Here is a 19,253-nt window from a genome sequence, read left to right as displayed (position 1 = left end):
TAGCAGGGCTTTTTTACGTCTGTAGGAAATGAACATCGTGGTAGTTTAGTTGGTTAGGCTTTTTCACGTTTGTAGTAAGCAAAAATAACGAACATTCAGCGAGTTATCCCTTTTATTGGAGATCTTGGCGGCTACAATATTCTCACTTCTCACTTCTCACTTCTCACTTCTCACTTCTCACTTCTCACTTCTCACTTCTCACTTCTCACTTCTCACTTCTCACTTCTCACTTCTCACTTCTCACTTCTCACTTCTCACTTCTCACTTCTCGTAATACTATTCATTGACTTGCTCAATATAGGTGAAGATCAATTTTACCTCTTGCTCTGAAAGTACACTTCCCCATGCCGGCATTCCTTCATTGCCATTTAAAACGGTATTTATTAGCTCTGCTTCACTTTCAAACCAAGAGTTTAAACCCTGATATATATTACCGGGCTGCTCGGGTAATGCTTTACCGACGATGCCGTCTCCATGTCCTTTAGGGCCATGGCACGAAGTGCAAAGTGATTTATACAACTGTTGGCCTCGAAGCTGCTCTGCTTTTACAGAGTTAGATAGGCAAATAGAGAGGGCGGTTAAAGAGAGAACTAACAACGACTTCATTCGATATCCTGTTAACTAGTTTTAAGTAAGCAGGATAACGGTGTGGCAATGAAATATTTGTCGATTGAAGATGTAAAAAAACCGGCCCAAAGGCCGGTTTCTATTTATATTTTGAACGATTTAGTGGCTTGCGAGAGTGAGTGCTTTTTTAGATACCTCATGTGCCGCTTTATTAAAGTTTTGCTTTTCCAGTGTATCGGCTAAATAGGCGTAGTCAGAGACATTTGAACGCAGCGCAAGCGCTTTCTCTAAGTGCTGCTGGGCATCAGCCCAATGCTGATTACGTAATAGGAACTGTGCTAGAGCGCTGTGAGCTTCAGCGTTGTTACCATCTTTACGCAATACGTCTTCAAGGAAGACAATAGCAGGGTGGTTATCAGCAAGATTCATTTGTGGCAGCAACTTATAAAGGTCACTGCTTGGATGCTTTTTAAGGGTCTCTTTTACGACGGTAAAGGCATGAGCATCTGCTTTGCGCAAAATGAGTTGCTTCGCGAAGCACTCAACAAGGTGTAAGTCACTCTTTAACTTACGTGACAAGCCATTCCAGTGTTGGATTAGACCTTCACTGCCTTTTTGTCCTGCTATTTCAGCCAATAAGCCACACTCTGCTCGTAGAGTGAACTGCTGTTGGTCATCTTTGGTAATAAGCTTAGCTTTAAGTAGTTTTGGCTGTAGCTCCAGCAATGGTTCCCATAGCTTGAGTTCAAGATAAACCGTTTTGAGCAAACTAAGTAAGATAGCATTGTTAGGGTAATCCCCTTTAAGATCTGACAGAGTTGCAAAAGCCTGTTCAAATAAACCTTCACGTATTTGTTGTTTTGAACGTGTGAGTTCTACGGCTAAGCGCGAGTCTTTTTGCTCTAATGCTAGCTGTAAATAGTGATCGCGTTTTTCATTATCGGCCATCCCCTGAGCAGCTTCAGAAGCAACTAAGTAACACAGTAAAGGCATATCATGGTGATTTGCCCAACGGGTGACTTTTTTCTCCGCTGTTTTGAAGTCACCTTCAAGTAAGCTGATGATACCTTCGTTTGTTAGGCGGCGAGACCGGCGCATTTTACGCACGCTGAAATAGTTCCAAGTGGCAGAGCTGGCGTAAAACATTTTCTTCAATAGGTACTCTAAGCCAAATAGTGCGGCTAGAGTTGCAATGACGAAAATGACTAACGTTGTTACGCTCATTTCCAGCGTTTTGTTCGCTACTGAGATAAGTACGTAACCCTGCTGGCCAGAATACTGGCTGCCAACAAAGAGACCTGCACCAAGAACGATAAAGAGAAATATGAGTCGAAACATTATTTATCCTCCGTTCCTAATGTGGTGACCTCTCGACGCAATCTATCACGAATTACGTCAGATAAAGTTTGTTGGGTTTCCAGTTTGACTGGATAGTCGACTTGGACATTTTGTTCACTTAACAGAGTCAATGCCTTATCAAACTCTTTGACGGCATTGCTGTCCGGGTCGAAGAAGGAGTGCGACCATTGCTCTGCCGTATCCAGCGCTGCAATGTAGATGTCTTGTTGTTCGATATAGACAGCTTTGATTGCGGTCTCTAGCTTCGCTTTCATATTTTCTTTTAAATAGAAGTGCTGCTGTGGAGAGAGCAAAGGGATGATGTTGCCATCGCGAGAGCGGAACGTAATAAAATTCTCGGAAAAATCTTTGAGTGAAGTTTTTAGATTCTCCTGCCAATCGGTAATGTCCTGTGAAACTTCTTGGGGCTGCTCAGGCTGCGCATCCGGTAAGATAGCATTGGCCAGTGGTAGGTCATCGACTTGTTGCTGAAGTGCCGTTAACCGTAACACCAGACCATCACGATCGATAATAGGAATCGATTTTAAAGTCGTAATGTCTTTCGCCATCAATTTACGCAGTGGGACTAGGCTTGGGTCATTTAATGCGGCAATACGCTGATCCGCGCTTTCCATCAATTGAGTGGCGCTCTCAGCGTCATGTTCGAGAAATAGTTTTCGACCGGCCAGTTTGACTAGGTAATCGGCTTCGGCAAGCAACCAATCATTCGGCCTGCGGCCTTTTACGTCCGCAATTGCCAGTTGTAGGCTCTCAATGCTTTTTTGTTGCTGAGCTAGAATGGTTTCAGCATGATGAGTGACTTCTGTCGCTTTGGCTAATGTTGCTTTTTCTGTGGCGGCAAGTTCACTTTGTATTGATGATTGGGTTTGCTCTAATTGGCTACGCAGTGCGTTGATTTGAGCTTGGTATTGGGCATCTTTTTGTTGCAAGTGATAGGTCAACCCACCGCCAAACAAGATTGAGAGTACGATGGCAACCACACCTAACTTTACGCCTCGTTTGCCTTGTTTCTCTTCAAACGTGACGGCTTTTTCACTGGTTTGAGTATCGGAAGGTGTGGTGGCAGTCTTACTTGTGGAGTGATTAGCTGCCTCGCCCTTATCGGCTGAACCTTTCACTTCACTCTTCGTTGATGACGCGAGTTGCTCTGTTGACTGGGTATCAGTCGTTACCGTACTTTCTTTCTCTGATTTAACTTGATCGTTATTGTTCTTTTTACTTGTCATGATACTCGTCCTATCTGTTTGGCCAGAGAGTTGCCAATAAATCTTGGTTTGAAGCACTTCCTGTATTGACGACGGAATGGAAGCCAAAGCGTCGCGCTTCATTTGCGATCCGTTCACTAGGAACGAACAGCGTTAATTGTTGTAACCAGCTTTGGAACTGAGGTGCGATCTGCTGGATAAAAAAGTTAAGTTGCCCAGAGCTGGTGATCACTACTTGATCGACATGACTATCTTGCCAGAGTGGTACCGTTAATTCTGAGCGGAAAGCGAGATTTTCTCGTTTATATACTTCGCAATATTCTACGTGAGCTTGGCGTTGTATAAGTGTGTCAAATATGAGTTCACGGCCACCATTGCCACGTAATATCAAAATACGTTGCCCTGCAATACTGCCAAGTTGCGGCATGCTAAGTAAATGCTCGCTATCACTTACTAATGGATAGTTTACGTTTTGTTGTGTGGCTTTGCCTAAATAGTGTGCGGTTTTTTGACCAACGGCAAGGTAAGTGATGGATTGAGGCCAATGATGCTGATAACTATCTATCGCTTTGTTCGCGTATTGCACCGCATGTTGGCTGACAGCGATAACAATGTCTGCATGCTTAAGTTGCAGAGGTAAGCTGGAGAGTTGCTCTCCAGCTTGGATGGTAATCAGTGGGTGATGAAGCGCTTTCAATCCACGCAGCTTAAGCTGATGGCAAAGCGCTTTCCCTTGTTCACCAGGTCGAGTGACCAACACTGTCATGGTGATTACTCGTGTTCAGCGTAAAGCCTAGTTAAAATGTCGCGGGCACCTTGATCTAACAATTGGTTTGCTAGCGTAATACCTAACTCTTCAGCTTGTTCACGTGGGCCTTGAATTTCGCCACGAATGATTTGAGAACCATCAGGTTCACCCACCAATGCACGTAGCCAAATTTGGTCACCGTCGAGTAATGAATAACTGCCGATAGGCACTTGGCAACCACCTTCAAGAGTGAGGTTCATTGCGCGTTCACAAAGGACGCGGTCTGCGGTGTCTTTGTGATTAAGTGGTTCTAGTAGCTTGATAAGGCGTTCATCGTCTAAGCGACATTCAATGCCGACAGCGCCTTGTCCTACTGCAGGCAGAGACTCTTCTGCTTCCATAAAGCTACGGATACGCTCTTCCAGTTTCAAGCGTTTAAGGCCAGCTGCTGCGAGAACAATCGCGTCATATTCACCCGCATCAAGTTTGCCTAAACGAGTGCCAACGTTACCACGCAGATCTTTGATAATAATGTCTGGGCGGCGTTCTTTGATTTGGCATTGGCGACGTAGACTGCATGTGCCAACAACAGAGCCTTGTGGCAGTTCATCAATATTATTGTAGGTATTCGATACAAAGGCATCACGTGGGTCTTCACGTTCACAAATGGTCACAAGACCAAGGCCGTCAGGAAAATCAACCGGCACATCTTTCATTGAGTGAACGGCGAGATCGGCGCGACCTTCTAACATAGCCACTTCCAGCTCTTTTACAAATAGGCCTTTACCGCCCACTTTGGCCAGTGGTGTATCAAGGATAATGTCGCCTTTGGTTACCATGGTGACCAGTTCTACTTCCAGGCCTGGATGAGCAGCTTGTAGAGCGTCTCTAACAAAATAAGCTTGCCACAAAGCGAGTGGGCTTTTGCGTGTTGCAATTCGGATTGGAGATGAATGTGTCATAATCGCCTACGATAATTAAAAGCTTGAATACGCTTATCCTACCATTGTGCGGGTGAAAAATTTACTGGCGATTGCAGGGGGAGTGCAATTCCCGATCAAGTAGCACATTATTGCCAAAATAGTGTGATAGTAATCCCGTTTATCGACTAGGCTATTATAAAAAAATAGAGTTACACACCACACTAAGGGCTGAGTGAACGACGGAAGTTGAGCAGCAAAACAATGTAGAATCGATCGTACAATTCTTTACCAATTCAAATAAAAATGATAGATTGATCACGTTTTGTTGGTGCTTTAGGCGAATTATTAACCGAAGCATCGAATAGGAAATCATTCAAGGAATAACCCTTGCAGGCTTACACTGAGAAGTTGATCCAAAGATTAGATAACTTAAACCAGCAGCGAATCGATCGCGCGCTGGCGCTTATGGATTTGCAAGCTCAGCGAGTCTTCCATCTGATTCCTGTCCTCCTACACTACAACCATCCTGTTTTCCCTGGCTTTTATGACGCTCAAGTTCCTTATGGGATTCATCATCTCGATCTGAATTCAATTCAACGTCAATTTGTTGAAGATACTGAGCTAACCATTGGCCAATCACTGGTCTCTCGAGAGACTCCCTCTATCCTTGCGCTTTATACCATGGGCAGTACCTCATCAATCGGGCAAAGTACCTCGAGTGATTTGGATATTTGGGTCTGTGTATCACCATTAATGAGCCATGATGAGCGCGAAAGCCTCAACAATAAATGCTTGTTGATTACTGATTGGGCACAAAGCCAAGGGGTGGAAGCGAACTTTTTCATCATGGATGAAGATCGCTTTAAGTCGAATCGTTCTGAAGAAATGACCGGTGATAACTGTGGTTCATCACAACACATGCTGTTGTTGGATGAATTTTATCGCAGTGCAGTCCGTTTGGCTGGACAACGATTGTTATGGCAGATAGTGCCGCCAGAAATGGAAGAGTGCTACGACGAATACGTAGAGCGTTTGTGTCATGCCGGCACGATAGATTGTTCTACTTGGATTGATTTTGGTCAGTTGAACCGAATCCCAGCGGAAGAATATTTCGGCTCGAATTTGTGGCAGCTGTACAAAAGTATCGACTCACCTTATAAGTCGGTACTGAAAGCCATCCTGTTAGAAGCGTATTCGTGGGAGTACCCAAATACTCAGCTTTTAAGTTTAGATACCAAGCGTCGCTTCTTTGCTGATGAACCCGATCTTTATGGCATGGATACGTATTATCTGATGCTTGAGAAGGTAACTCGTTATTTAGAGCGTATTGGTGATACCACGCGTCTTGATCTTGTCCGTCGCTGTTTCTATCTCAAAACGCATGAAAAACTGTCGCGTGAACCGGGTGTTGGTTCTGTCGCATGGCGTCGTGAAGCAATGAACGAGATGGTGAAGCAATGGCATTGGTCACAGGCAACTATCGTTGAGCTTGATGACCGACGACATTGGAAAGTTGAGCAAGTGAAAGTGGTGCACCATGCATTGCTTGATGCTTTGATGCTGAGCTACCGCAACCTGATTCAATTTGCGCGCCGCAATGATATTACTTCGGCTATTAGCCCGCAGGACATCAGCATTTTGGCGCGTAAGCTTTATGCGGCCTTTGAAGTCTTGCCAGGTAAGGTCACTTTACTTAACCCACAAATTTCACCGGATCTACACGAGCCGGATCTGACCTTTATTGAAGTGCCGCAAGGGCGTACTAATCAGTCAGGTTGGTACCTCTACAAGCAACCATTGCAACCGATGCGTATTCTTGGTCAGCCTCATCTTGAGCACAACGAATACTTAAGTAAGTTAGTGGCTTGGGCATTTTTTAATGGTTTGATCACCGAATCGACGCGGTTGAATTCGGTGATTCGCGATGCGTATCTGGATATTGATAAGTTTTATCAAATGGTCAGCGATTTGCGTAATACCTTCTCGTTGCGTAAACGTCGCCCGACAATGCAGGCGCTGGCGAGTCCATGCGAAATCAGCCAATTGGCCATGTTCATCAACTTTGAAAACGATCCGACCGCGGAACTGAGCGGAAAGGCTCTGAAAGTTGATTTGAAAAGTACGGATATATTTAGCTATGGTCCCGAGCAGAAGTGCTTAGTGGGCAGCGTCGATTTGGTTTATCGTAACTCTTGGCATGAAGTAAGGACTTTGCATTTCCAAGGTGAAACGGCAATGCTCGATGCGTTGAAAACCGTATTAGGTAAAATGCATCAAGACGCGTTGCCACCTGAATCTGTGGACGTGTTCTGTTACAGCAAAAATCTACGCGGCGTAATGCGCAATATGGTCTATCAGCTATTGGCTGAATGTATTGATTTGCGTTTAAAACCGGTAGAGCAAGAAAAGCGTCGCCGTTTTAAAGCGTTGCGTATTGCTCAGCAGATGTATGGTTTGTTCTTTGAGCGTCGCGGTGTATCAGTGCAGATGCTGGAAAACTCGGTTGATTTTTACCGCAGTATTTCTTCCAATAAGCTCAAAGGCTCACCGCTGTTGATGTTGGATAAAGATCAAGATTACCAGTTGCCAGAAATTGTAGATAACTATGCCAGCGAAGGTTTGGTGCAGTTCTTCTTTGAAGACAATGAGCAAGGCTTCAATATTTATGTGTTGGATGAATCCAACCGAGTGGAAGTCTATCACCAGTTCAATGGCGAGAAAGATGAGATGATCGCCAGCGTGAATAGTTTCTATACTTCCGCGCGTGATGATAGCCAAGTGGCATCGAAGCTGATTAACTTTAACTTACCGCAGTATTATCAGATTGTGCATAACGTCGATGAAGAGCCCTACATTGTGCCTTATCGAAATGATGGCGCGACCTACACCAAGCCGAATCGAGCGATTAATGCCTAATCGCACAGAGTATTGAGATCGAATAAGAGCACCATAAAGGTGCTCTTATTGTTTGTATGGTCTTTATCGCACTTGGCGGAGGAGGCTACACCCATTCAATCTCTTCGTCGGCGTGTTTTTCACACTCTTGCTTAACCATGGCAATCAGTTCAACGCCCGTCTTAGAGCAAATCCATTGTTGATCAACATAAGCAAAGTGGAAGCCGCCAGAGCGCGAAGCTAACCAAATTTCTTTCATTGGTTCTTGGCGGTTGATGATGATTTGACTGCGATTTTCAAATTCTAGCGTCATCACATTGCCTGAAGTTTCAAAATCGATATCCGCGCCAGAATCATCAATCATTTCTTCGATGATTTGCATTTGTTTGTCCGCAAGTTGATGAAATTCTGTCTCGTTCATCTTGTCTATCCTATTGCTTTTCTTGAGTGTGGTGCGATTATAGGGGGCATTGGAATAATAATCACGATTAGCCCCATGAAAAAATCAATCTTAGCTCTGTTTTTACTATCAATGTTGGGTTTGGCAGGTTGCGGTCAAACAGGTCCGCTCTACATGCCTGACGATGCTCCGCAGAATGAGCAGTCTCAAGAAAATTAATATCAGCAAGTGATGTCGGTCAGTCGACAAAGAAAATCTTAAAAGGGAAAGCAATTTTGGATTACTTCAATTATCAGGATGATGGCCAACTTTGGGCCGAAGAGGTTCCTTTATCTGATTTAGCAGAGCAATTTGGAACACCACTTTATGTCTATTCACGTGCAACGCTGGAACGCCATTGGCATGCGTTTGATAAAGCCGTTGGTGAACACCCGCATTTAGTTTGTTTCGCAGTGAAAGCCAACTCAAACATTGGCGTATTGAATACGCTGGCTCGTTTAGGTTCTGGCTTTGATATTGTCTCAGGCGGTGAGCTTGAGCGTGTTATCGCGGCAGGTGGTGAGCCAAGTAAAGTTGTGTTTTCTGGCTTAGGTAAAACAGAAGCGGAAATGAAACGTGCGTTAGAACTCGGCATTAAATGTTTTAATGTTGAATCTGAACCTGAACTGGAGCGCTTAAATAAAGTCGCGGCAGAATTAGGGGTGAAAGCGCCGGTCTCATTACGCATCAATCCAGATGTCGATGCTCAGACCCATCCATACATTTCTACTGGTTTACGTGAAAACAAATTTGGTATCGCTTTTGATCGTGCTCCAGTGGTGTATGAACTTGCCGTTCAATTACCTCACCTTGATGTCAAAGGCATAGATTGCCATATCGGTTCACAGTTGACGGATCTTGAACCTTTCATTGATGCTACCGATCGTCTATTGGCTCTGATTGATGAGTTGAAATCGAAAGGCATCAATATTCGCCATCTTGATGTGGGTGGTGGTCTTGGTGTTGTTTATCGTGATGAGTTGCCTCCTCAGCCATCTGACTATGCCAAAGCCTTACTTGGTCGCCTAGATAATCATCAAGATCTCGAATTGATCTTCGAACCGGGTCGCGCCATCTGTGCCAACGCCGGTGTTTTACTGACTAAGGTTGAATTCCTAAAGCACACTGAACACAAAAACTTTGCCATTATTGACGCGGCGATGAACGACTTGATGCGCCCAGCGCTATACCAAGCGTGGCAAGATATCGTGCCAGTGAAACCGCGAGATGGTGAAGCAAAAGATTACGATGTGGTCGGGGCTATTTGTGAAACCAGTGATTTCTTGGGCAAAGACCGTTCATTGGCGTTAGAGCCAAATGATTTACTGGCGGTACGTTCTGCTGGTGCTTATGGCTTTGTGATGTCGTCTAACTACAATACGCGTACTCGTGCGGCAGAGGTGATGGTTGATGGCAATCGAGCCCACCTAGTCCGTCAACGCGAAGAACTCACTAGCCTATGGGCGCTAGAGAGCGTTTTACCGGAGTAATAGAGACTGTATGCATTTCCATTTTTCTAAAATGCATGGTTTGGGTAATGATTTCATGGTTGTGGATTGCATTACTCAAAACATCTTTTTCTCACCTGATTTGATCCGCCGCTTGGCGGATCGTCATACTGGTGTCGGTTTCGACCAGCTACTGGTGGTTGAAGCGCCATATGATCCAGAAACCGATTTTCATTACCGCATTTTCAATGCGGATGGCAGCGAAGTTGAGCAATGTGGTAATGGTGCACGCTGCTTTGCTCGTTTTGTGCGTATGAAAGGCCTGACCAATAAATACAGCATCAGCGTGAGCACTAAAAAAGGCAAAATGGTTCTCTATTGTGAAGAGGACGATCAGATCACCGTGAATATGGGTGAGCCTGAATTTGAGCCAAGTAAAATTCCATTTAAAGCCAAACAAATGGAAAAAACCTATATTCTGCGCACTGAAGAAAAAACCCTTTTCTGTGGTGCAGTCAGCATGGGTAACCCACACGTAGTGACAGTGGTCGATGATGTCGATACCGCGGATGTAGAAACGTTAGGGCCATTACTCGAATCGCACGAACGTTTCCCTGAGCGCGTCAATGCTGGCTTTATGCAAGTGGTGAATCGCAACGAAGTGAGACTGCGTGTTTACGAACGCGGTGCAGGTGAAACACAAGCCTGTGGTAGTGGTGCCTGTGGTGCGGTTGCTGTGGGTATTTTGCAGGGTTTATTGGATGAGACCGTTAGGGTTTCCCTACCTGGTGGATCTTTGAGTATTCGCTGGAAAGGAGTCGGCAGTCCGCTGTATATGACAGGGCCTGCGAGCCATGTTTATGATGGTCAGATTAACTGTTAATTAAGGATCGTTTTGTGTCTCAAATAAAAGCGGATGCATTGACTGCAGAAGTGGTTGCAGAGTATCTGCGTGACAATCCAGATTTTTTTGTCGACCGTCGTGAGTTGGTGGATCGTTTAGCTCTGGCTAATCAAGAGCAAGGTGCGGTTTCATTGGTGCATATTCAAATGAATCGTCAGCGCCAGCGAATTGAAGAGTTAGAAGAAGAGATTACCGGTTTAATGTCGTTGGCGGCTAACAATGATAAGACCTTTCACGAATTTATGGATCTGCAAGAGCAGGTTTTGAAAAGTGATGCATTATTGGATGCGATTGAGGCGATTGAAAACAAAGCCAAGTCACTTGGTTTAGTCGCTTATGTGCGTTTATTCGATTCTCAATCGGCACGTAATCGACTCGCACCAGAGCATTACCAGCGTTTCGCTACCAATCACCTAAATGGTAAGTCAGCGTACTTAGGCCGAATGCGTAAAGCCGACCGAGAGCTGTTGTTTGGGGAACACAATCGTTCGCCAGAGCTTGGTTCTTACGTTGTGCTACCTTTAAGTAAAGGAAAAACTCAAGGATTGATAGCGTTTTCCAGTGAAGATGGCGGCCACTTCCAACCCCATATGGATACCTTGTTTTTACGCCATTTAGCGTCGGTACTTTCTCATGTTATCGCCACGCTACCTTGGCAAGTGGACAGCAATGAGCGAATCAGTACAACCTCTGCCTAATAGTCTTCAACAGCCCTTGGATCGCTTCTATGAATACCTGCGAAGTGAAAAAGGGCTGAGTCTTCATACCCAACGTAATTACAAACAGCAGCTGGAAACCATGGCGCAGCACCTGCGCAGCATGGGCTTAAATGACTGGACACAAGTTGATGCTGCTTGGGTGCGTCAACTCGCGAGTAAAGGCATGCGTGAAGGGATGAAAGCCAGTAGCTTGGCGACTCGTCTTTCTTGCCTGCGCAGTTTCTTTGACTTTCTTTTGTTGCGTGGCGAGTTAACCGCTAACCCTGCGAAAGGGGTCTCTGCACCAAGAAAAAAACGCCCACTACCGAAAAATCTCGATGTGGATGAAGTCGGTCAACTGCTCGAAGTCACCGATGATGATCCTCTTTCGATTCGCGATCGTGCCATGATGGAACTGATGTATGGCGCAGGCTTACGTTTAGCTGAGATGGTGAGTGTGAATCTGAAAGATGTTAGCTTGTTTAGTGGCGAGCTACGCGTGGTCGGTAAAGGCGATAAAGAACGTAAAGTGCCGTTTTCAGGCATGGCCAAAGAGTGGGTCGGCAAATGGTTAAAAGTCCGTTCTGGTTTAGCCAATAGTGATGAAAAAGCGCTGTTTGTTTCTAAGCTGGGTGTTCGGATCTCGCATCGCAACGTACAAAAGCGTATGGCGGAGTGGGGACAAAAACAATCGGTCGCGAGCCATATTAGTCCACACAAACTGCGTCATTCGTTTGCTACCCATATGCTGGAGTCGAGTAATAATCTACGTGCGGTACAAGAATTGCTCGGGCATGAGAATATCTCGACCACGCAAATTTATACCCACCTTGATTTCCAGCACTTGGCACAAGTGTATGATCAGGCCCATCCTCGAGCGAAAAAGAAATAATCCAATAATGACTCTGTGTGCAACTGGCGAATGAACAGCAAAAGGTGACATGATGAAATTTTACCGTTCACGGCAACCAATCGAAGCGATGAGCTTTGATCTCGATGACACCTTATATGATAACCGCCCGGTGATCCGTAAGATGACTCAGCAAGTGAATCAGTGGTTTCATCATCATCACCCGATCTCTGCTACCCATTCAGAACAGTGGTGGTTAGAGTTAAAAATGGCTTTGGCGGAACAAGACAACTGGCTTTATAGCGATCTGACGCAGTGGCGTCACCGCACGACTGCGCAAGGCTTGATGCTCTTGGGTTATTCGTCATCTCAAGCACACCAAGCTGCTGACGATTTACTGCAAGTCACACTAGAACATCGTAGTGATTTTATTGTTCCCCAAGAGACGCATCGCGTGATGGCTCAGTTAGCTGAGAAAAGACCATTGGTCGCAATCACCAATGGTAATGTTGATTTAGAGCGTATTGGCTTGAGTGATTATTTTAGCTTAGTGCTAAAAGGTGGACGTGATGGCTATGCTAAGCCACATGCGGATATGTTTGTTAAAGCGCAGCAGTATTTAGCAATAGAAGCGAAACGCATCTTGCATGTTGGCGACCATCTCAACACGGATGTCGCAGGCGCGAAACGAAATGGTTTCCAAGCCTGTTGGTATAACGATCAAGGCGTGTCGTTAACGCAAGCACGCCATGCTAGTTTATTGCCAGACATCGAGATTCATCGATTAGATGCCTTGCTAACGCTATAACATCCGCCCCATCACAGACGCGTCTTAGCTTTTTAAAGCGTGGCCACTTTTATCGGCTTGGAAGGCGCGCATATAGTGCTGGAAAAAGTCATTCAGTAGCTGCGCTTGTACTGCAAAGCCTAACTCTTCGACAATACAACTTCCTACCTCAATCGTGCATAAATGTCCCTGCTGTTGATTGCGGCGTAACTGATAGCTAGATTGCTGTTGTGGCAGTAAATGCACGCTCGGTAATACTTGGAGCCATGGGCTCTTTTGCCACATTTTTTTTGCTTCCTGCCAGGTGCCATCTAACACAATGAATAAGGGAATTGTCGAGCTAGGGGCCTGCTCGGCATGATGATAGGCATCACTTAGCGCAATGCTCTCATCATTGGGAAACAGTAGATAAGCGCAGTAAGCAGGATCGTTGATCATCGCCAGTAGTTTGGGGCAAGGCTGCTTACGTTGCCAAATATGCAGGCTGGTGGAAGAGATGGCTTTCAAAAGCCATTGGCCGGTATTGGTTTCTCGGGTTAACTCATTTTCATGCATCAGTAGCGCAATATGCGCGGGTAATTCAAACTTAGGCAGGTGCGAGCAGACACATTGATGGTGCAGGCCGCAATCGGCACATGCACCATTTTGATGTGTATCTGTCGATGACAATGGCATCACATCTGTACCCCTTGTTGGTGTGGAGTGAGGCCATCACTGAATAATTGTACTTGGCTAATATCATTGAGCCCGGCGACAGGCGCAACACTTGGATTGAGTGGGTAATGTGAGCCGCTATAGCGTAATAGGTGTTGGTTAGGTTGTGCGCCACCACCACTGACAAATAGTACTAAATCACGCCAACCATGCTGCGCGTTTTTACCGAGATTGAGTGGCGTATTGACTAGCGTAATACGGCTATTGAAGTGCCATTGTTGGTCATTATTGGCAAAAATCAACAGAGTACAGCCACCTGAACCACACCAATCGAGTTGTACCAGTAATTCAGGTTGGTTATCACCATTTAAATCATAAGTGAGCCAGCGATAGCGGGTGTTTTCTGGGTCAATGTTTTCTGCCTTGAAATAGTCACGCAGAGCGCGGTCGACTTTAGGATTAAATTCTGCTGATGAAGGAATGGCTTGGCTGATTAAGTTGCTACCTTGTTGAGCCGATGAGATCTCAGGTGATTCCGCCTTAAACAAGACTAAACCACCATCGGCAATCGGATAAATAATCTCGCCGACTTTTTCTTTATTCGCGCTTAGCTTATCACCATCACGAGTAAATAGACGTTCAGAGAGCAAAGGTTGCTGCTGGTGGTGGGTCATTACCACTTGGACTTGGTTGGCATTGAGTTGTTGCCAATAACCTCGCTCAACAGAGCCATTGCTGCCATCCGCATATTGATATGTCGTTGTGGCGGTATGATCAGCTTTTACATCTAATTTAATGCTAAAGGTGCTGTTTTGGGTTGATGCTGCTTGGTAGCTTCCAACCCAGCTTTGGGTTGCATCAGCGTTAGACAGGGTCGCACAGCCATTATAGTTTTTCCCATCAATGACTAAGTTCGCGCTCCAGCCATACAAGCTATCGCTCATGCCGTCAGAACAGCTGCGCACATTGAGCTCTAGCTGACCTTGGTCAAAATCGTAGCGACGACGGTTGGGCTCAATGCGTGAGGTGGTGATTGGAAAATCTTGCTTTGCGCCTCCCATAGGCTGAAAGCTTAAATGAGTCGGAGTGAAATCTAATGACCAAAAAGGTTCATTGCCAAAGGCGCGGGTATTTTGCGTTTTGCGTTCACATCTATGAGGGTTTTCAGCGGTAAGCATATTGACCTTATCAACCACAAAACGGGCGGTGTAGTCGGCGTCAAAGCCTTCGTTCCCCGAGGTTTCTAAGTGGCCAATCATCTCACCATACATAGGCTGGTAAGGTGTATTGGTGAGTTTAATACCCTGTTGGAATTTATCATTATCCAGCGATAGCCAGTATTGTTGTTCACTGCCACAGGGCTGAATGGAACTGACTTCATGACCCAGGATCACTTCGCCACGCATAATGAACGTTTGCGGTTTGATGGAGTTCGGTTGGTCTAAACTGGCATTTGCTTGTTGTGTTTTCGCCGATGCAAGCTCAGAGCTTGTGTCGAACATTGAACAAGCTTGTAGTGCCAGTAGGCTGGCGATTGCGACTGGGGTTCTCAGCGCCTTCATGTTTATCTTCCTTATACGAACTGTCATCAAGAGCTATTATGGCTGGTTATTGAAAACTGAACCAGATCTCTTGGTTATAGACAGCGAACGATAGGGAAAAGTTGCCGATAACGGAAAGGGAATGAACGGTTAGAGAAAATGGTTGCGATAAAAACAAAAAAGGCAGCCTGAGCTGCCTTTTGATCACTAATGAGCGATTTAGAACAAATGTTCACGCAAGTAATGGGCAACCGCATCATCGGCGTTGCTACCAATCACTTCATTATTTGGTAGTGCTTGTTTAACGCGTGGGTGTGAGGTTTCCATAACTAAGCCTTTACCGGCCATTTGTAGCATTTCGACATCGTTCATTCCATCACCAAAGGCAATGCAGTTTTCTAGTTTGAAGCCCATCGATTCTGCGACAGCTTGAAGAGCATCTCCCTTTGATACGTCTGCAGCCATCACTTCTAAACACCAAGGTGTTGAGAACGCGATATTCAGTTTATCGCCAAACTTTTCATTCAACTTTTCCTCAAACGAGACGAGGTACTCATGATCTTGCGCTGGATGCGTGAAGAACAATTTTGCCACACCTTCAGTCGGTGGGTTGTTGATATCAAAGAGTGTGTAAGTAAAGCCAGAGTCTTTGTGGTATTCACGTAGCGTTTCATCGTCACGATCTAACATCCAATCATCATTGCGGTAAAGATGAATAAAAATCTCTGGATCCTCCTTGATCGTTTCGATCACCGATGGAATCAATTCTGCTGGAACGTTGTTGCTGTACATCAACTGATTTTGTTGATCATGTACGCGAGCACCGTTGGCCGTAATCATGTACGCCGGAATACCCACTTGTTCACGGATACTGGCAACGTCGACATGGTGGCGGCCCGTCGCAAAGATAAAGGTGTAGCCTTTGTCGTGCAGATCTTTCAATGTCTGTTTAGAAAAATCACTAAGCTGGTGGTTTGGCGCGAGAAGTGTGCCATCAAGATCTGAAGCGACTAATTGAAAAGGAGTGTCTTTGCGTGTGGTGGTCATATTGCCCTCATTTGAACATACAGCGGCAACACGAGAAATCGTATTGCAGAATGCTCAGTTTACTTGAATTTAGTGACAAAAAAGAGGGTAAAAAAATAACACGCCTTTTCCTTATTTAGTCGAGCTTAGATCAATGTTGGGCAAAGAAATCCAAAGTGGTTTGTAACGTTTGGTTTCGGTACTCGTCACGCTCAAACAACAACTCATGGCGGGCATGATGAACAATCTTCATTGCACAGTGAGAATTGGTTTTGGCCAGCTTCTTAATAAAGCGGATCTGAGCCGGGTTGGAGACGACGCGATCATCGCCAGCTTGCAGCAATAAAAACGGTATCTTTATTTGCCTTGTAAGCAGCAGGCATTGTTTGCATGCCATTATACTTTGCCACACCCAACGTGTACTCGCGCCGCCAACTTGTAATTGTGGTTGCGTGTCATATAGCTGACGAAACCATTGGTAGCGAATAGGGCTTTGGCTGAGTAAGTTACCATCAAAAGGTTTTGCGTAGTAAGGTACTTGGCCTGGTGCATAGTTAGGTTGGCTGTGCAATGCGGTGAGTAATTGGCTGAGAATCATCGCGATCGGTTTTAAATACCATTTTAGATTCATACCAAACATCGGCGCCGTTGCGGCCATGGCATCAAACGGTTGTTCATGATGGGTTTGCACGTAACGAGTGATGATGTTCCCCCCCATTGAGTGCCCCAATAGATAACGTTTTTTATAGTGGTCTAGATCGAAGTGTTTCACCATTAAAGCCAAATCATCGACATAGTCATCAAACTCGTCGACGTAACCGATGTCATGGTTGGCAACTAAACGGTCTGATAGTCCCTGGCCACGATGATCATAGGCATAGATGTTGTAACCTTGCTGAAATAGGTCAAAGAACAATTCTTGATATTTATAGGTACATTCAATACGGCCATTTACAACTACAATCGCTTTAGAGTGCTTTTTTGAAGTGAGCGAAACCCAGAAAAGCTGGCGCTTATCAGAGGTCTTAATGAAGCCTTCATCACGAGTGTGCCATAAGGCGGCAACTTCGTTATTGATTGCTTGCTCAAAATGGGACTCTTGAGTATAACGAGGCTGAATGATTGCGCTCTCTGTAGTCATGTTTGGTTGGCCCTAACGTCTTTTGGGTAGTACAACGAGTTTAAATTATGTGTGGCTAACGCTGTTTAGTCGAGAGGAAATACCATGGATCTGCATGTTTGGTTCGCTTATATCGTGACAGCGATTGTTTTTAGTCTTGCGCCCGGCTCAGGTACCGTGAATTCCATCAGTAATGGTTTAAGTTATGGAACGCGTAAATCATTAGGTGCAATTGTTGGTCTGCAAATTGGCTTGGCTTTTCATATTGTACTGGTGGGTGCGGGTATTGGTGCTCTGGTGGCTCAGTCTGCGATGGCATTTACGGTAATAAAGTGGGTAGGGGCCGCTTACCTAGTTTGGCTTGGTGTTCAGAAATGGCGTGATCAAGCCAGTTTGTCGACCAACAATACCGATCTACAACTCAGTGGCTGGCATTTAATGCGTAATGCGGTATTGATTAACTTAACCAACCCGAAATCTATTGTCTTTTTGGTGGCTCTTTTTCCGCAATTTATTGATCCAACCAAGCCGCAAGTGGTGCAATTTGCGATACTAGGCGCAACAACTGTGGTGATCGACGCAATTGTGATGCTGGGTTACACCACTTTAGCATCACAAATGGGACGCTTCATTCGTTCTGAAAATGTAATGGGTAAGATCAATAAGGTATTCGGTTCCATGTTTGTTGGATGTGGGGCATTATTGGCGACAGCCAAAGGTTAAATAGCTGATAATAATGATAATATAGTGGGTTAATGAAACATACTTATGTGGCAAGGCAACCAATACTGAACGCACGGCGGCAAACCCTAGGGTATGAGCTGCTGTTTCGTGATGGTGAAAAAAATGCCTACCCTGCTCATGTGGAATCAAACCGTGCGACTTATCGTCTAATTGCTGAAAATTTTTTGAGCATTGGCACTAACCCTGTCATTGCTCATTCCCGCTGTTTTGTCAATTTCCCTTATCAGAGCCTTATTCGCCGCCTACCTCTCTCGTTACCAAAAGACAAAATCGTCATTGAAGTACTAGAAACTTGCCAACCTACCGATGAATTGTATGCTGCTGTTCGCGAGTTGCGGCAACAAGGCTATCTGCTTGCATTGGACGATTTCGTTTATAGTCGTGAGTGGGAGCGTTTTCTTCCCTTAGTCCATATTGTCAAAATAGACATTTCTGCTATGGGATTAGACAACGCCTGCCAATTTGCTCGTCAACGACTTGCCCAAGGTAGCAAGCGTAAATATTTAGCGGAGCGTGTCGAAACCGAGCAAGAATTTACCGCTGTACGTGAAGCGGGTTTTCATTTCTTTCAAGGGTACTTCTTTAGCAAGCCAGAAATGGTACGACAACGCTATGTGAGCCCAGAACAATTGATAGCGATGGAGTTGTTTCGCGAGGTGTGCCAGACCGAGGTGAATTTTGACCGTGTCGAACGTATCGTAGCGAAAGATGTCACGCTGTCTTACAAGCTGCTGCACTTTGTAAACTCGCTATCGGAAAGATTAGAGGTTTCGATTTCCTCATTTCGTCAGGCTTTAATTTATTTGGGCCAAGACCGATTGAAAATGTTTGTCTCGCTGGCGGTGGCTTCTTTTGTTTCTACCAAAAAGCCCCGAGAGTTGTTTAACCTTTCTCTGCAGCGGGCGCAGTTCTGCTCTTTGATGTCGAACACTAACCCGTTTCAACAACAGCAAGACCAAGCGTTTCTCATTGGCTTGTTTTCCATCTTAGACGCGATGTTTGATCTTTCTATTGAGCATTTAGTCGATCAACTTCCTTTGAACCAAGCGATTAGGCTTGCTTTACTTGAGCGTAAAGGCCCTTACGGCATTTTGTTAACTATCGAAGAGTGTTATGAAAAAGCCGATTGGCAAGGGATGCAAGAAGCGTGTGAGCTGCTCAATTTATCCATGGATGATGTGATGATAAAAATCGCAGAGGCTCAAAAGTGGAGCCAAACCATTCAACAAGTTAGTTAAGTCCTCCTCCCTCTGAGAAAATGAATTATTTATGACAAGACGTTTCTCGCTCTTGATCAAAGTAAAAAAATAAACCAACATATACGCATATCCATATATGAGTATAT

The 19,253-nt window shown here is 45.1% G+C and carries 19 protein-coding genes; 9 read left to right on the top strand and 10 right to left on the bottom strand.

Annotation, left to right across the window (positions count from 1 at the left end; genetic code table 11):
- Nucleotides 1-276 precede the first annotated feature (276 nt).
- From RH86_RS00265 to hemC, 5 genes are all read right to left on the bottom strand, one after another.
- Nucleotides 277-606, bottom strand: a complete 330-nt coding sequence (locus tag RH86_RS00265; RefSeq protein ID WP_009384187.1) for a c-type cytochrome — start codon at nucleotides 604-606, stop codon at nucleotides 277-279.
- Nucleotides 607-726: 120 nt separating this feature from the next.
- The gene (locus RH86_RS00260) at nucleotides 727-1,905 is read right to left on the bottom strand and encodes a heme biosynthesis protein HemY (protein WP_009384186.1); all 1,179 of its coding nucleotides are present in this window, start codon (nucleotides 1,903-1,905) and stop codon (nucleotides 727-729) included.
- A complete protein-coding gene (locus RH86_RS00255) occupies nucleotides 1,905-3,152 on the bottom strand; it encodes a uroporphyrinogen-III C-methyltransferase (protein ID WP_009384185.1) in 1,248 nt (415 codons plus the stop codon). Before RH86_RS00255 ends, RH86_RS00260 begins: the two co-directional genes overlap by 1 nt.
- Nucleotides 3,153-3,162: 10 nt before the next feature.
- Nucleotides 3,163-3,897, bottom strand: a complete 735-nt coding sequence (locus RH86_RS00250) for a uroporphyrinogen-III synthase (protein ID WP_009384184.1) — start codon at nucleotides 3,895-3,897, stop codon at nucleotides 3,163-3,165.
- A gap of 5 nt (nucleotides 3,898-3,902) precedes the next feature.
- Nucleotides 3,903-4,841 (bottom strand): hydroxymethylbilane synthase, encoded by a 939-nt coding sequence (hemC, locus tag RH86_RS00245; protein ID WP_009384183.1) that lies wholly within the window; start codon nucleotides 4,839-4,841, stop codon nucleotides 3,903-3,905.
- Nucleotides 4,842-5,189: 348 nt separating this feature from the next.
- Here hemC and RH86_RS00240 point away from each other — a divergent pair, with 348 nt between their 5' ends.
- Nucleotides 5,190-7,718, top strand: coding sequence for a class I adenylate cyclase (locus tag RH86_RS00240; RefSeq protein WP_009384182.1), 2,529 nt, complete (start codon nucleotides 5,190-5,192; stop codon nucleotides 7,716-7,718).
- An 85-nt stretch (nucleotides 7,719-7,803) separates the two neighbouring features.
- Here the strand turns inward: RH86_RS00240 and cyaY are convergent, their stop codons facing one another.
- Entirely contained in the window at nucleotides 7,804-8,118 is a 315-nt protein-coding gene (gene cyaY, locus RH86_RS00235) for an iron donor protein CyaY (RefSeq protein ID WP_009384181.1), read from the bottom strand.
- A gap of 75 nt (nucleotides 8,119-8,193) precedes the next feature.
- Between cyaY and lptM the strand changes: the two genes are divergently transcribed.
- From lptM to yigB, 6 genes are read left to right on the top strand one after another with little or no spacing between them, the layout of a single operon-like run.
- Nucleotides 8,194-8,316 (top strand): LPS translocon maturation chaperone LptM, encoded by a 123-nt coding sequence (gene lptM, locus RH86_RS20820; protein ID WP_005600024.1) that lies wholly within the window; start codon nucleotides 8,194-8,196, stop codon nucleotides 8,314-8,316.
- Between the two features lie 56 nt (nucleotides 8,317-8,372).
- Nucleotides 8,373-9,626 (top strand): diaminopimelate decarboxylase, encoded by a 1,254-nt coding sequence (gene lysA, locus RH86_RS00225; protein WP_009384180.1) that lies wholly within the window; start codon nucleotides 8,373-8,375, stop codon nucleotides 9,624-9,626.
- Nucleotides 9,627-9,636: 10 nt separating this feature from the next.
- Entirely contained in the window at nucleotides 9,637-10,467 is an 831-nt protein-coding gene (gene dapF, locus RH86_RS00220) for a diaminopimelate epimerase (protein WP_009384179.1), read from the top strand.
- Between the two features lie 14 nt (nucleotides 10,468-10,481).
- Complete coding sequence (locus RH86_RS00215; protein WP_005600026.1) at nucleotides 10,482-11,186, top strand: DUF484 family protein; 705 nt, start codon at nucleotides 10,482-10,484, stop codon at nucleotides 11,184-11,186.
- Nucleotides 11,158-12,078: a tyrosine recombinase XerC gene (gene xerC, locus RH86_RS00210; RefSeq protein WP_005600028.1), complete on the top strand. Its 921-nt coding sequence runs from the start codon at nucleotides 11,158-11,160 to the stop codon at nucleotides 12,076-12,078. Before RH86_RS00215 ends, xerC begins: the two co-directional genes overlap by 29 nt.
- A 52-nt stretch (nucleotides 12,079-12,130) precedes the next feature.
- Nucleotides 12,131-12,844 carry a 5-amino-6-(5-phospho-D-ribitylamino)uracil phosphatase YigB gene (yigB, locus tag RH86_RS00205; RefSeq protein ID WP_009384178.1) on the top strand — a complete coding sequence of 238 codons (714 nt, stop codon included), beginning with the start codon at nucleotides 12,131-12,133 and terminating at the stop codon, nucleotides 12,842-12,844.
- 24 nt (nucleotides 12,845-12,868) lie between these two features.
- Here yigB and RH86_RS00200 read toward each other — a convergent pair whose 3' ends face one another.
- From RH86_RS00200 to RH86_RS00185, 4 genes are all read right to left on the bottom strand, one after another.
- Nucleotides 12,869-13,498: a tRNA-uridine aminocarboxypropyltransferase gene (locus tag RH86_RS00200; RefSeq protein WP_009384177.1), complete on the bottom strand. Its 630-nt coding sequence runs from the start codon at nucleotides 13,496-13,498 to the stop codon at nucleotides 12,869-12,871.
- A complete protein-coding gene (locus RH86_RS00195) occupies nucleotides 13,498-15,039 on the bottom strand; it encodes a COG3650 family protein (RefSeq protein ID WP_009384176.1) in 1,542 nt (513 codons plus the stop codon). The genes RH86_RS00200 and RH86_RS00195 overlap by 1 nt, the downstream gene beginning before the upstream one ends.
- 198 nt (nucleotides 15,040-15,237) lie before the next feature.
- The gene (locus RH86_RS00190; RefSeq protein WP_005600037.1) at nucleotides 15,238-16,065 is read right to left on the bottom strand and encodes a Cof-type HAD-IIB family hydrolase; all 828 of its coding nucleotides are present in this window, start codon (nucleotides 16,063-16,065) and stop codon (nucleotides 15,238-15,240) included.
- 130 nt (nucleotides 16,066-16,195) lie between these two features.
- Nucleotides 16,196-17,185 carry an alpha/beta fold hydrolase gene (locus RH86_RS00185; RefSeq protein WP_009384175.1) on the bottom strand — a complete coding sequence of 330 codons (990 nt, stop codon included), beginning with the start codon at nucleotides 17,183-17,185 and terminating at the stop codon, nucleotides 16,196-16,198.
- A gap of 84 nt (nucleotides 17,186-17,269) precedes the next feature.
- Here RH86_RS00185 and rhtB point away from each other — a divergent pair, with 84 nt between their 5' ends.
- Together rhtB and RH86_RS00175 are read left to right on the top strand one after the other, a co-directional pair.
- Nucleotides 17,270-17,887, top strand: a complete 618-nt coding sequence (rhtB, locus tag RH86_RS00180; RefSeq protein ID WP_005600041.1) for a homoserine/homoserine lactone efflux protein — start codon at nucleotides 17,270-17,272, stop codon at nucleotides 17,885-17,887.
- A 32-nt stretch (nucleotides 17,888-17,919) separates the two neighbouring features.
- On the top strand, nucleotides 17,920-19,146 hold the full coding sequence (locus RH86_RS00175) for an EAL and HDOD domain-containing protein (RefSeq protein WP_009384173.1): 1,227 nt from the start codon (nucleotides 17,920-17,922) through the stop codon (nucleotides 19,144-19,146).
- Nucleotides 19,147-19,253: the final 107 nt, after the last annotated feature.

Origin of the sequence: Vibrio sp. N418 (assembly GCF_000222565.1) — a bacterium.
Lineage (GTDB): Bacteria > Pseudomonadota > Gammaproteobacteria > Enterobacterales > Vibrionaceae > Vibrio > Vibrio scophthalmi.
The sequence above is the reverse complement of the archived record's forward strand: the minus strand, read 5'-3'. Positions and strand labels throughout refer to the sequence as shown.

Coding starts and splice junctions, on each gene's coding strand:
- RH86_RS00265 (WP_009384187.1), bottom strand. CDS start 606: ATGAAGTCGTTGTTAGTTCTCTCTTTAACCGCCCTCTCTATTTGCCTA.
- RH86_RS00260 (WP_009384186.1), bottom strand. CDS start 1,905: ATGTTTCGACTCATATTTCTCTTTATCGTTCTTGGTGCAGGTCTCTTT.
- RH86_RS00255 (WP_009384185.1), bottom strand. CDS start 3,152: ATGACAAGTAAAAAGAACAATAACGATCAAGTTAAATCAGAGAAAGAA.
- RH86_RS00250 (WP_009384184.1), bottom strand. CDS start 3,897: ATGACAGTGTTGGTCACTCGACCTGGTGAACAAGGGAAAGCGCTTTGC.
- hemC (WP_009384183.1), bottom strand. CDS start 4,841: ATGACACATTCATCTCCAATCCGAATTGCAACACGCAAAAGCCCACTC.
- cyaY (WP_009384181.1), bottom strand. CDS start 8,118: ATGAACGAGACAGAATTTCATCAACTTGCGGACAAACAAATGCAAATC.
- lptM (WP_005600024.1), top strand. CDS start 8,194: ATGAAAAAATCAATCTTAGCTCTGTTTTTACTATCAATGTTGGGTTTG.
- dapF (WP_009384179.1), top strand. CDS start 9,637: ATGCATTTCCATTTTTCTAAAATGCATGGTTTGGGTAATGATTTCATG.
- xerC (WP_005600028.1), top strand. CDS start 11,158: ATGAGCGAATCAGTACAACCTCTGCCTAATAGTCTTCAACAGCCCTTG.
- yigB (WP_009384178.1), top strand. CDS start 12,131: ATGAAATTTTACCGTTCACGGCAACCAATCGAAGCGATGAGCTTTGAT.
- RH86_RS00200 (WP_009384177.1), bottom strand. CDS start 13,498: ATGCCATTGTCATCGACAGATACACATCAAAATGGTGCATGTGCCGAT.
- RH86_RS00195 (WP_009384176.1), bottom strand. CDS start 15,039: ATGAAGGCGCTGAGAACCCCAGTCGCAATCGCCAGCCTACTGGCACTA.
- RH86_RS00190 (WP_005600037.1), bottom strand. CDS start 16,065: ATGACCACCACACGCAAAGACACTCCTTTTCAATTAGTCGCTTCAGAT.
- RH86_RS00185 (WP_009384175.1), bottom strand. CDS start 17,185: ATGACTACAGAGAGCGCAATCATTCAGCCTCGTTATACTCAAGAGTCC.
- rhtB (WP_005600041.1), top strand. CDS start 17,270: ATGGATCTGCATGTTTGGTTCGCTTATATCGTGACAGCGATTGTTTTT.
- RH86_RS00175 (WP_009384173.1), top strand. CDS start 17,920: ATGAAACATACTTATGTGGCAAGGCAACCAATACTGAACGCACGGCGG.